The sequence below is a fragment of the Bacillus sp. FSL M8-0049 genome (genome assembly GCF_038593355.1).
In the GTDB taxonomy this organism is placed as follows: domain Bacteria; phylum Bacillota; class Bacilli; order Bacillales; family Bacillaceae; genus Bacillus; species Bacillus safensis.
Genome location: NZ_CP151986.1, coordinates 1,471,948 through 1,484,485, shown reverse-complemented (window position 1 = coordinate 1,484,485; position 12,538 = coordinate 1,471,948). Strand labels below are relative to the sequence as shown.

At 44.2% G+C, this 12,538-nt stretch carries 13 protein-coding genes; 1 reads left to right on the top strand and 12 read right to left on the bottom strand.

All coding sequences use genetic code 11. The features are described from left to right. Positions 1-91: 91 nt before the first annotated feature. The 5 genes from rpoZ to NSU13_RS07575 form a co-directional block, all read right to left on the bottom strand. Entirely contained in the window at positions 92-295 is a 204-nt protein-coding gene (gene rpoZ, locus NSU13_RS07595; RefSeq protein ID WP_003211647.1) for a DNA-directed RNA polymerase subunit omega, read from the bottom strand. Positions 296-298: 3 nt separating this feature from the next. Continuing rightward, the gene (gmk, locus tag NSU13_RS07590) at positions 299-913 is read right to left on the bottom strand and encodes a guanylate kinase (protein WP_024424214.1); all 615 of its coding nucleotides are present in this window, start codon (positions 911-913) and stop codon (positions 299-301) included. Between the two features lie 9 nt (positions 914-922). Then, the gene (gene remA / locus NSU13_RS07585) at positions 923-1,192 is read right to left on the bottom strand and encodes an extracellular matrix/biofilm regulator RemA (protein WP_008344898.1); all 270 of its coding nucleotides are present in this window, start codon (positions 1,190-1,192) and stop codon (positions 923-925) included. 76 nt (positions 1,193-1,268) lie between these two features. Next, entirely contained in the window at positions 1,269-2,144 is an 876-nt protein-coding gene (locus NSU13_RS07580) for a YicC/YloC family endoribonuclease (protein WP_034281735.1), read from the bottom strand. An 83-nt stretch (positions 2,145-2,227) separates the two neighbouring features. Further along, a complete protein-coding gene (locus tag NSU13_RS07575; RefSeq protein ID WP_034281732.1) occupies positions 2,228-4,903 on the bottom strand; it encodes a calcium-translocating P-type ATPase, SERCA-type in 2,676 nt (891 codons plus the stop codon). Positions 4,904-5,068: 165 nt separating this feature from the next. Between NSU13_RS07575 and NSU13_RS07570 the strand changes: the two genes are divergently transcribed. Continuing rightward, on the top strand, positions 5,069-6,778 hold the full coding sequence (locus NSU13_RS07570) for an NFACT RNA binding domain-containing protein (RefSeq protein ID WP_034281729.1): 1,710 nt from the start codon (positions 5,069-5,071) through the stop codon (positions 6,776-6,778). Between the two features lie 38 nt (positions 6,779-6,816). Here the strand turns inward: NSU13_RS07570 and NSU13_RS07565 are convergent, their stop codons facing one another. From NSU13_RS07565 to NSU13_RS07535, 7 genes are all read right to left on the bottom strand, one after another. Then, complete coding sequence (locus tag NSU13_RS07565) at positions 6,817-7,320, bottom strand: bifunctional precorrin-2 dehydrogenase/sirohydrochlorin ferrochelatase (RefSeq protein ID WP_034281726.1); 504 nt, start codon at positions 7,318-7,320, stop codon at positions 6,817-6,819. Continuing rightward, positions 7,301-8,086, bottom strand: coding sequence for a sirohydrochlorin chelatase (locus NSU13_RS07560; protein WP_034281724.1), 786 nt, complete (start codon positions 8,084-8,086; stop codon positions 7,301-7,303). The genes NSU13_RS07565 and NSU13_RS07560 overlap by 20 nt, the downstream gene beginning before the upstream one ends. A 74-nt stretch (positions 8,087-8,160) precedes the next feature. After that, entirely contained in the window at positions 8,161-8,916 is a 756-nt protein-coding gene (gene cobA / locus NSU13_RS07555; RefSeq protein WP_024426949.1) for a uroporphyrinogen-III C-methyltransferase, read from the bottom strand. A gap of 29 nt (positions 8,917-8,945) precedes the next feature. After that, the gene (gene cysC / locus NSU13_RS07550; RefSeq protein WP_034281722.1) at positions 8,946-9,539 is read right to left on the bottom strand and encodes an adenylyl-sulfate kinase; all 594 of its coding nucleotides are present in this window, start codon (positions 9,537-9,539) and stop codon (positions 8,946-8,948) included. Between the two features lie 14 nt (positions 9,540-9,553). Then, positions 9,554-10,690 carry a sulfate adenylyltransferase gene (gene sat, locus NSU13_RS07545; protein ID WP_024426947.1) on the bottom strand — a complete coding sequence of 379 codons (1,137 nt, stop codon included), beginning with the start codon at positions 10,688-10,690 and terminating at the stop codon, positions 9,554-9,556. 57 nt (positions 10,691-10,747) lie between these two features. Beyond that, positions 10,748-11,812 carry an inorganic phosphate transporter gene (locus NSU13_RS07540; RefSeq protein WP_024426946.1) on the bottom strand — a complete coding sequence of 355 codons (1,065 nt, stop codon included), beginning with the start codon at positions 11,810-11,812 and terminating at the stop codon, positions 10,748-10,750. A gap of 13 nt (positions 11,813-11,825) precedes the next feature. Further along, positions 11,826-12,527 carry a phosphoadenylyl-sulfate reductase gene (locus tag NSU13_RS07535; protein ID WP_024426945.1) on the bottom strand — a complete coding sequence of 234 codons (702 nt, stop codon included), beginning with the start codon at positions 12,525-12,527 and terminating at the stop codon, positions 11,826-11,828. Between the last annotated feature and the right edge of the window lie 11 nt (positions 12,528-12,538).

Genomic DNA, 12,538 nt, shown 5'->3' with positions numbered 1-12,538 from the left:
TCACAAATTCGTCTACAATTCAAAAAAGTCAAAACCAATCATAGTTTTGACTTTTTTGAACGTATCGTATCTGCATTGCAGAAGCGATGTGTTATTCTTGATCCTCTTTTTCAAATGTCAAAAGACCAGCGTCAATTTCTTCTAGTGCTTTGCCTACGAATTTGTAAGACTTTGTGTTTTCAATCTGCTGATCTTGATGGATCTGCATTTCACGTGCACGACGTGCCGACACTGTTACAAGTGTATATTTTGAATCAAGTTTGTTCATCAATGAGTCAATTGAAGGATCTAACATGGTTTATTCTACCCCCAGCATTTTTTTATATCTTGGTGCGACTCTGTCTCTGCGCAGGTGTTCTGCAAGGACGATCGCTTTGATTCTTTCACAAGCAAGCTCGACATCATCGTTTTCAACGACATAGTCGTAAGCATCCATCATTTCAATTTCTTCTTTCGCAGCAGCCATTCGGTTTCGAATGAGCTCCTCAGATTCTGTACCGCGAGTAATGATACGGTTTTGAAGTTCTGAAAGACTAGGCGGTGCAAGGAAAATAAAAAGACCTTCCGGGAATGCTTCTCTTACTTGAAGTGCACCTTGCACTTCAATTTCAAGGAAAACATCTTTTCCTTCGCTTAATGTCTGTTCTACATAGTCAACAGGCGTGCCGTAGTAATTCCCGACGTACTCTGCCCATTCTAACAGCTTTTTGTTTTCAATCATATGTTCAAATTCTTCCCTGGTTTTAAAGAAATAATCGACACCATTTCTTTCACCTTCACGCGGTTTGCGTGTCGTCACAGAAATAGAGTATTCAAATTTCGTATCTTCCTGGGAGAAAATGGCTTGTCTGACCGTTCCTTTTCCAACTCCCGAAGGTCCAGAGAGAACGATTAAAAGTCCTCTTTCTTTCATAATGGCGTATTACCCCTGCCCTTCATCTATGATTTCTTCTTTTACAGAAAGTCTTTGCGCGACAGTCTCAGGCTGAACGGCAGATAAGATGACATGGTCACTGTCCATAATGACAACAGCACGGGTTCTTCTTCCGTATGTAGCATCTATGAGCATGCCTCGATCTCTTGCGTCTTGTATCATTCGTTTAATCGGTGCTGATTCCGGACTGACGATCGAAATCATCCGATTCGCTGAAATGATGTTTCCAAATCCGATATTGATCAACTTTATGGTCATCTTCTTTCGTCCCCCTGTAATATAAACGTCTCTAGTCTCGCCGAAAGAGACGCACTGTAAACAGCATACACAATGACTATTCTATATTTTGCACTTGTTCTTTTATTTTTTCAATAGCACTTTTCATTTCAACCACCAGCTTTGTTAAATGGTGATGGTTCGCTTTTGATCCAATGGTGTTCACTTCACGGTTGAGCTCCTGTACAAGGAAGTCAAGTTTTCGGCCGGCAGCACCGCCTTGCAGCAAGATTTGCTGAAACTGCTGAAAATGACTTTTCAGTCTCGTAATCTCTTCTGTAATGTCACACCGGTCAGCAAAAATGGCAGCCTCTGTCGTTAGTCTGCTCTCGTCAAGCGCCTCTCCGATCCATTCTTGCAATCGCTGATTCAATCGTTCTTTGTACTGACTCACAACCTCTGGTGCAAAGACTTTGATTTCTTCTGTATAGGCCTCTAGTTCAGAAAGCCTCAGTTCACAGTCTTTTTGAAGTGATGCGCCCTCTTGCTCTCTCATGAAGCAAAGCTCCTTGACAGCAGCCTCGCAAGCTTCCATCAGCAGCTGCTCTAACTGTTCATTTCGGCTGGCTGACTCTTCCACTTGAACGGCAAGCTCCAGCCCCAATAAGTCATGTGCATGCTGAATGCCTGAAATGTGATAGCGTTCCTCGAGGTCTTTTGCGGCTTTCATGTATTCATCAAGCAGCGGCCAGTCGATCTGTAAGGACCGGCTTGCTAGTTTACCGCCTTCAATCGTGACAAACAGCTCAATTCTACCGCGCTGCACGTGACGAAGAATGATCTTTTTTAATGTATCTTCGAAATATAAAAGCGGCCTCGGCAAACGGGCATGAACCTCTTTAAAACGGTGATTGACCGATTTTAGCTCAACTGACACTGTCAGTTCTCCATCCGTTTTACTCGCTTGGCCGAATCCCGTCATACTGCGTATCATGTCAAAACACCCAATTCTTTCATATTAATAAAATGAAAAAGGTAATAGCAGACACTATTACCTCAAAATTATACCATAATCAATTATTTTTTTCTTGTCAAAAGTGATCCTGCCAGTAAAAAAGTTGGCAGTGCTGACATCCCAATGATCAGCAGCCAATCAATTGGTGCAACCGCCACCGTTTTGAAAATCGGCTGAAGCGGCGGGTAATAAATGACCACAAACATGAGTAAAAGTGATGACAAAACCGCACCGATCAAATAAAGGTTCCCAAATGGATTACGTTCAAAAATGGACCGTTCACTGCGGCAGTCAAATACATGAATGAGCTGCGCCAAAACAAGCGTACTAAATGCGACAGTCTGTGCATATTGCAGGTTGTTTGGATCGCGGTGATACACAAATATAAATGCCAAAAGGGTCGCAAGCCCGATGAGGAATCCTCTTGAGATGACCTTCCAGCCAAGCCCTCTAGCAAAAATGCCCTCTTTCACATTCCGCGGCTTTCTCTTCATGACATCGCCTTCTGGCTTATCCATGCCAAGTGCCATAGCCGGCAGACCATCTGTGACAAGGTTTACCCATAAGATTTGTATAGGAACGAGCGGAAGCGGAAGCGCGAGGAGCATCGCAAACAGCATGACCAAAATTTCTCCGACATTTGATGCCAGCAAATAACGGACAAACTTACGAATGTTTTCATAAATATTCCGGCCCTCTTTAATGGCGGATTTTATGGTCGCAAAGTTGTCGTCAAGTAAAATAAGAGAAGACGCTTCTTTGGCTACGTCTGTTCCAGTGATGCCCATGGAAATGCCAATATCTGCTTGTTTAATGGCAGGCGCATCATTGACCCCGTCACCTGTCATCGCCACAACATGACCATTTTTTTGATAGGCTTTGACAATTCTCAGTTTATGCTCAGGGGAAACCCGGGCAAAGACGTATACATTTTCAGCCGTTTGCTCAAGCTCTTTGTCGCTCATCTGATCAAGCGCTTTTCCGTCGAGCACCTGTCCTTGCTTCGGTAAAAGGCTTAAGTCTTTGGCAATCGCTTTGGCCGTTTCTACGTGGTCGCCTGTAATCATGACCGTTTTAATCCCGGCATCCCGGCACTCTTTAATCGCTCGTCTGACTTCAGGGCGCGGTGGATCGATCATGCCCTCTAACCCGATCAATGTTAAATCGGTTTCAGCCTGCTTTACAGAGGTGATTTTTTCCGTCAGACCGACTTTTTTATAGGCAATGGCAATGGTTCTAAGCGCCTGTCTTGCTAAGCCTTGAATTGCAGCTTCTGTTTCTTGCCTGTGAGTGGCTGAAAAAGAAGCTGTGCGCCCGCCGTGCATGATATGACTTGAACGGTTCATTAGTACATCCGGCGCACCTTTTGCAATGACATACCGCTCTTTTTGATTCGTTTCAACGACGACTGACATCATCTTTCTTTCTGAATCAAAAGGAAACTCCTCAATGACATGAAATCCAGCTTCGATGAATTGCTCTGTAAAACCCGCTTTACGTGCTGCGGTGAGAAGCGCCCCCTCTGTCGGATCTCCATCAAGCCTCATCTCCCCGTCTTTTTCAACGATGGTCGATGTATTACAAAGCGCCCCGTATAATAACACCTTTTGCAGGCTTGGGTGCTTGTCAGCATGGACGATTTCTCCGTTCAAGGTAAAGTCACCGGATGGCTCGTAGCCTGTGCCAGAAATATTCCACGTTTTCCCCTCTGCCCACACATGGGTCACGGTCATTTTATTTTGCGTCATCGTTCCTGTTTTATCTGAGCAAATGATTGACGCGCAGCCGAGTGTTTCCACCGCGGGGAGCTTTCTGACAATCGATTTTTGTTTGATCATCCGCTGCACCCCTAGGGAAAGTGCAACAGTGACGATCGCCGGCAGGCCTTCTGGAATCGCCGCAACAGCAAGAGATACTCCCGCTAGGAACATATGATACAATTCATGTCCTTGCACAACCCCGAGAACAACAACGAGCACCGTTAAAAATAAAGCAGCCACAATCAGAATTTTCCCAAGCTGCTCGAGACGTCTTTGCAGCGGCGTTTCCATGTTACCTGCTGCATCCAGCATGCCGGCAATTTGTCCCATCGCCGTATTCATCCCTGTACCAATGACAATCCCTACGCCGCTGCCTCTAGTGACAAGCGTCCCCATAAAGGCCATGTTCGTCAAATCTCCGAGAGAGACATGACCGCTTGAAAGCGGACTTGCGTGTTTGACCGCTGGGATGGACTCACCAGTGAGAGCGGACTCCTCGATTTCTAAGCTCTTTGTTTCTAGTAATCTAATATCTGCCCCAATCCGGTCTCCGCTTGAAAATTTCACAATATCCCCTGGCACGAGATGTTTAGACGGGATCTTGACCCATTCATTATTTCTCCTTGCATACACGTGCGGAGTTGATAATTCTTTTAACGCTTGAAGGGATTTTTCCGCCCGGCGTTCTTGATAAAAGCCGAGTACACCATTAATTAAAACAATGGCTACAATTGCAACAGCATCAATGTATTCTCCTAAAAAGGCAGAAATGATTGTTGCTGCCAGCAAGATTAACACCATGAAATCTTTAAACTGTGCTAAAAAAATGATCAGAGCCGACGCCTTTTTTCCTTCCTGCAATTCATTTGGCCCGTGTTTTTCAAGCCGCTTTTGTACATCTTTTTCTGACAGTCCGTCACCTATCGATGTATTCATTGTTTTTAATAAATCGGTTTGGTTCAGTTCATGCCAATTCATTTGACCTCGTCCACTCCTCTTTTGTTCTCTCTCATATGCAGTGTTCTATAAGCCAGTTTATTCAGACTCGTCCTAAATCATGCTATAATAATAAGACTGCCTAAAGAACGAGAAAACGGAAGGTTCTTTCAGTAGATTTGTGTGAAAGAAGAGGGTGTATCCAACATGTCATTTGACGGCATTTTTACATATGGTATGACAAATGAATTGCAAGAGACTTTAACTGGCGGGAGGATTTCAAAAATCCATCAGCCATATAAACACGAGCTGATTTTTCATATTCGGGCAAACGGGAAAAATCACAAGCTGCTTTTATCGGCTCATCCGAGCTATGCGAGAGTGCAGCTCACAGAGCATCAATACGACAATCCAAGCGAGCCGCCGATGTTTTGTATGCTGCTCAGAAAGCATCTTGAGGGTGGCTTTATTGAACGTTTTGAACAGATTGGGTTTGACCGGGTGATCGTGCTTCATGTGAGAAGCCGAAATGAAATCGGTGATGAACAGACGCGTAAGCTTTACATTGAAATCATGGGACGTCATAGTAATTTGATTCTTGTAGAGGATGGAACGCAGCAGATCATTGATGGTTTAAAACACCTTTCTCCATCTGTGAACAGCTATCGAACGGTGCTTCCTGGTCATGAATACCTTCTGCCGCCTGCGCAGCAAAAATTGAATCCTTTTGACGTGACAAAGGATGATATTTTGAAGCATTTACGCTTTCAAGAAGGAAAGATCGCGAATCAAATTGTCGATACCTTCTCTGGGGTTTCCCCGCTGTTTGCAAAGGAAGCAGTACACCGGGCCGGCCTTGCCAATCAAGAAACAATTCCAAATACACTGCTCGACATGTTCCAGCTCATTCGCATGCATTCTTTTACGCCGCAGCTCACAAGAAAAGACGGGAAAGAGTATTTTTATTTATTAGAGCTTCAGCATGTCCATGGCGAGATGAAGACATTCGACTCACTCAGCCAGCTGCTTGACCGCTTTTATTTCGGAAAAGCTGAGAGAGACAGAGTCAAACAGCAGGCGGCAGACCTTGAACGATTTGTCGTCAATGAAAAAAAGAAAAATGAAAACAAGCTTAAAAAGCTAAAAAGAACACTTGAAGAATCTCAAGATGCACACAAATATCAGCTCTATGGTGAGCTGTTAACAGCCAATTTATATGCGATTAAAAAAGGGGATAAAGAAGCGACTGTCATCAATTATTACGATGAAGACGGCGGAGAAATCACGATCCCGCTCAAAACAAATAAAACCCCTTCTGAAAATGCACAGGCATATTTCACAAAATATCAAAAGGCAAAAAATGCTGTAGAAGCTGTAAATGAACAAATTAAGCGGACACATGAAGAAATTGCTTATTTTGAAGAGCTGATTCAGCAGCTGTCCTCTGCTTCGCCGAAGGATTTAGAGGAAATGAGAGAAGAGCTTGTTGAAGGAAAATATTTGCGCGCCAAACAAAAGCGCCACGCCAAAAAGAAAAAACCGGCGGCCATTCAGCTCGAAACGTATGAATCGTCCCAAGGCATACCAATTTTAGTCGGAAAAAACAACAAACAAAACGAGTATTTGACTACAAAGGCAGCTGCTCGTGATGATATTTGGCTGCATACAAAGGATATTCCTGGATCACATGTCGTCATCCGCCACCAAGCACCTGATGAACAAACGCTGCTTGAAGCGGCTCAAATTGCCGCCTACTTCTCGAAGGCAAAAGAGTCCGGCTCCGTTCCTGTCGATTATACGAAAATCCGGCATGTGAAAAAACCAAACGGAGCAAAGCCTGGCTTTGTTACGTATGATCAGCAGCAAACATTATTTGTCACGCCTGACGAAGATCTTGTGCTCAAGCTGAGAAAATAAATAAAAAAGCCGATAAAATCGAGGGTCAGTCCCCGATTTTATCGGCTTTTTCTTTGTCGTTTTTTTCTTTCGATGTAAAGGGCATCAAGTGCGTCAATATCCTCTTCTTCAAGCAAGGATTCAATTGCCGCAGCCAATTGTTTTGTCCGGGCGGGGCTTGCACCGCTTGTAGAAACTGAAATCGTCACTTTTCCTGCTTTGACAACCTTCGGCACCATCACATTGCCGAGCTCAGATTGGCTCACACAATTCACGAGCTGGTGAGGCTGTGCTGTTTGTGCAATCCATTCATTTACCGAAGGGTCGTTTGTAGCAGCAACAATGAAAAACGCATCCTTTAAATCTTCAGCGTCTACTTTCTTTTCCTTCCAATTGAGCGCATATGTATCAATGAGGCGTTCCATCTCTTCAGAAATATTAGGACTCACAACGGTTATCTGGCAAGACTCCGTACACAATGCCTTTGCTCTTCTTAACGCGACAGATCCGCCGCCGGCGATGACCACTTGTTTATCGGTTAAATCAAGATGGACTGGAAGCATGGATTTCTCCTCGGAAACGAAACGCATCGTCTTTGTTTAAAATGGTTTCTTGCACGCGTTCAATATAAGCCGATTTGACATGCGGATGAAAGCCAATATACCGGCATACCCGGACATCTTTCAGCCGCTTTCTCGCCTGAGCGGCTTCACTTTCAATTTCTTTCATTAAAATCCCCGTAAACAGCAAGTAAGGAACGAGATAGACAGGCCCATCGTCATCTGCTGATAACTGCGCGAGAACATCTCGATAATTTGGCTCACATGCTGTAATAAAACACGGAAGAACCTCTGCATGCGGAAGCAGATTTCGGACATCGTCTGCAATGCCAAACACATCTCGCTTCACATCCGGATCAGAGCTCCCGCGGCCAATTAAAAGAATCCGCGCGCGCGCGCCTTGATATCCTGCTTCTTCAATTCTTGCGGCAACCGCTTTTGTTACTTCTTGATTCACGCCGATTGGCTTTCCATATGTGACCTTCACTTGCGGGAAACGCGCATGCACTTTCTCAATTTCGACCGGGATATCCGATTTGGCATGCATGGCAGTTAAAAGGAGGAGCGGGACGATTGCAATGTGTGTCGCTCCTTTTTTCACACAGGCCTCAAATCCTTCTTCTATAGAAGGGTCCGTCAGCTCTAAAAAACAAATTTCTTGTATATCTGCTTTCACTAACGGCATACAGCTTTTCATAAAAGAAATGGCCTTATCTTGTGCTTCTTTTACCCTGCTTCCATGCCCAACATAAAGGACAGCTTGTTTCATGCGGCTCCTCCCTCTCACTTGTTTTCATCAGACGAAAAGACACGATGTATGCACGTGTCTTTTCTCTATCATTCTCATTTCTCAATGAATGCAGGTTCAAACCAGTTCAGCTTTTGATGAAAATGAACGACATCTCCAACAACAATTAAACTTGGATGCTCGATCCCTTCTTTTTCAACGGTTTCAGACAGTGTCGCCACCGTGCAGCACGTTGTCTTTTGCCTTGTTGTGGTTCCCCAGTGTATAAATGCAGCGGGTGTTTCTGGGTCCCGTCCATTTTTCAAAAGCAGGCGCTGCACTCTTTCCACGTTTTTGACACCCATGTAAATCACAAGAGTATCAATCCCTGTAGCCAGCGCCTCCCACTTTTCTTCAAAATGTTCATCCTTTTGATAGTGACCCGTGACAAAAGCAACATTTGAGCTGAATTCACGATGTGTCACAGGGATGCCCGCATAAGCAGCCGCTGCAATCCCAGAAGTAATTCCTGGGACGACCTCATACGGAATTCCGTGCTCAGCTAAGCATTCGATTTCTTCACCGCCGCGGCCAAAGACAAAGGGGTCGCCGCCTTTCAGCCGAACGACAACGTTCCCTTCCTTTGCATGAGCCACAAGCGCTTCATTGATAGCTTCCTGTCTCATTGTATGATGATTTGGCAGCTTGCCGCAATAAATCAATTCCGCCTCCGGTTTGGCATGGGCGAGAATTTCTTGATTGACAAGACGATCATATAAGATGACATCTGCCCGCTGTATCGCCTTATGGGCCTTTAATGTTATTAAATCTGGGTCACCGGGTCCAGCACCCACAATGTATACTTTCCCCATCTTGCTTTTCTCCCCCTGCCATCAGGCGATTATTTCGTTGTTCCTTTTACATAATCAACAAGACGCTGTTTAGATTCCTCACGGGATAATTCCCCTGTATCTAATACGAGCTCAGGCGCAGCAGGCTCTTCATACGGTGAATCGATTCCAGTGAAAAACGGAATTTCACCGTTTCTCGCCTTTTTATATAACCCTTTTGGATCACGCTCTTCACACACGTTCAGATCACATTTGACAAATACTTCGTGAAATTCCCCATCTTCGACCAACTGTCTGACAGTGTGGCGGTCTTCTTGAAATGGAGAAATAAAAGCAGTGATGACAATCGTCCCTTGCTCCACAAATAATTTTGCTACTTCTCCGATCCGGCGGATGTTTTCTTTTCTGTCATCATCTGAAAACCCTAGATCTTTATTGAGTCCGTGCCGCACGTTATCGCCGTCAAGAACTGTGACTTGGTAGCCTTGTTCAAACAGCTCTCTCGCGGCTGCATTCGCGATCGTTGATTTACCTGACCCACTTAGACCTGTAAGCCAGATAATGCCGCTCGTATGATTGTTTTTCTGCTGATATTCTTTTTTTGTAATTGATGAATCATGCCACACGATATGTTCGTTGCTCATGTCATACCCTCCCATTAAGATACCGTCGTTTTTAATCCTTCGATTAATGTTTCAATGACTTCTTTTCGGCTGAACGTGCTTGGTGGTAATTCACCGTTTCTCAGCATTGTTCGAACCTTTGTACCTGAAAGAATGACATGCTCGCTTTTGTCGTGAGGACACGTTTTTGGAGTGGCCATCGCTTCACATGTATTACAGTAGAAGCTGTGTTCAAATTTTAATGGAGTAATGCCGATTTCTTCGCTTGTAAATTGATCAAATAGTTCCTGCGCCTCGTATGTGCCGTAATAGTCACCAACACCTGCATGATCTCTTCCAACAATAAAATGGGTGCAGCCATAATTTTTCCGCACTAGCGCATGAAAAATGGCTTCCTTTGGTCCAGCATAACGCATTGCAGCAGGAAAAACACCTAAAAAGACGCGGTCTTTTGGATAATAACCGTCCAATAATACTTGATAGCTTTTCATTCTTACATCTGCCGGGATGTCGTCAGATTTTGTTTCACCGACAAGCGGATTTAAAAATAAACCATCGACTGTTTCCAGTGCTGTTTTTTGAATATATTCATGAGCACGATGAACAGGGTTTCTCGTTTGGAAACCAACAATGGTTTTCCAGCCATTATCTTTAAAATGACGTCTTGTTTCTTCTGGTTCATACGTAAATTGAGGGAATGGTTTTTCACTGCGTTTCGTCAGTGTAATTTTTCCGCCAATGTAAGTATCGCCGCGTTCAAATAATTTTTTCACGCCTGGATGATTGCGGTCATCTGTTTTATAGACATTCACCGCTTCTTTTTCTTTATCTGGTGTGTATTGATCCTCTACTTCAATGACCCCATATACAGTTCCATTGTAGGATAAGCGCACGATATCGCCTTGATGGATTTCCGCCGCCTTTTCTTTTGTTACTGGCAGTGTAATAGGAAGAGACCAAACGACACCACTTGCTAGCCGCATACTGCTTACAACTGCTTCATAATCAGCTTTTGTTAAAAACCCTTCAATTGGACTATATCCGCCAATTGCAATGAGTTCAAGGTCTGCAAAGGAAATCGCATCTAGTTCAATTTCCTTCGCAGCCGTGCTGAGATCATATTCTTCATTTACTCGATTAATTAATACGCCACCATGTGGTGTTAAACTCATTTGTTCATCTTCCTCTCAATGTTCATATTTATTAGATGTTAATAGTCGGATTTATGATTAAATCCCGCCGCCCTGTTCATGAATAGAGCTGCTTTCATTTTTGACTGCCTTCATCAGACTCAGCGCACCAAGTGAGGCAAGCAGTACACTCATCATGATAAAGATAGAGTAATAGTCTCCTTTTAAGAAAAGGCTCACAAGCAAATACGAGAGGCTGAGTGATAAAAAAGGTGAGACCACCCATACTTTCAGCATTTTTTTCACAACATGTTTGTGAAAAATGTTAGGCCCGCCTTTTGCCATTCCAAGCCCGATGATAGACGAGGAGGTGATTTGCGTAAGTGGAACGGGCAGCCCAAAAATAGAGCTGACGATGACAAGCCCGGCACCGGTACTCGAAAGTAAAATCCCTTCGCCTGTTTGATAGCGGGTAATTTTCTTTCCGTTTGTTTCCAGCACTCTTCTGCCTAGCAAGAGGGCCCCTGCTGCGACGAAGATTCCGCCGTAAAGTGTTCCCTGCCCAACTGACAAAACGCCTGAAGCGACGAGCGGGCCGACGGCATTTGCCACATTGTTCATACCGGCTGAAAATGCCTCTAAAAATCCGCTGAGGATTAATACGACAGATAAAATAGCTGTGCCTTTTTTAGACAGCTTCCGTTTAGGGAACATTCTGATGATTTTGACGACAGCAAAGGTAAAAAGAAAGGCAAAAAGCGGGATGATGATCCAAAATGCTACAATCACTAAAATGGATTTCACAAACAATACTTTATACGCGACTGCCACACCAACCACAGCCCCTACTGTGACCTCACTTGTTGATAAAGGAATCGCCATGAGATTCGCTATGAAAAGTGATAGTGCAGCAGAACCAATGATAATACAAACGATTTCAAGTGTAATGACTGATTCTGGCATAATACCAGAGCTGATCGTTTTGACGACCTCGCCGCCGCCAATCACTGAACCTGCTAAAATCCCCACTGCACAAAAACTGAGTGCATAAATGGGCTTTTGAATGGCACCTGATCCATACGCAATGCCCATAGAAGCAGCTGCCCCGCTTGCGCCTATGTTTAAAGCAAAGAATAGACTAAATAAAATTGCGGCGATTTCCATACATTATGCTCCCTTACTCATGTAATCCGCACTCTGTCTTTGCTGTTCCTGACCATCTGCCAGAACGCAGATCATCTGCAGTAAATGCTGGCTGTGTACACGGTGCACAGCCGATACTTGGATATCCTTGGTCATGCAGCGGATTATAAGTAAGTTCCTCTCTAGATGCATATCTCCATATGTCCTTCCACGTCCAATGGATGAGCGGACATACTTTCACTGATTTGAATTTTTCATCCTTATTTAAGAAATTCGTCCCTGCTCGTTTTGGTGACTGCTCTCTTCTTAAACCGGAAAGCCATGCTGGATAACCAGAGAGGGCTTCTTGCAAAGGAATGACCTTACGCATATGGCAGCAGCTTTGAGGATTTGTTTTCCATAATTCATCACCGTGCTGCTCATTTTGCTGTTCAACCGTCAGCTCAGGCGTTTTCAATACAATGTCTAAACCCGGGTATCTTTCCTTAACCGCATCAATTGTGTCGTATGTTTCCTTAAAATGCAGACCTGTATCTAAAAAGACAATTCTCGCATCTTTTTTTACTTTTGCAATCAGATCAATCAGAACGATGCCCTCGATGCCAAAGCTGCACGCATACACGAGCTGGTCACCATAATGACCGTACGCCCATTTCAGTACAGACAGGGCTCCTTTATACAAATCATCCTCTTGAAATGTAATGGACGGCTCTTGCCAATTTTCATAAGTTAACATGATTTCTCCCC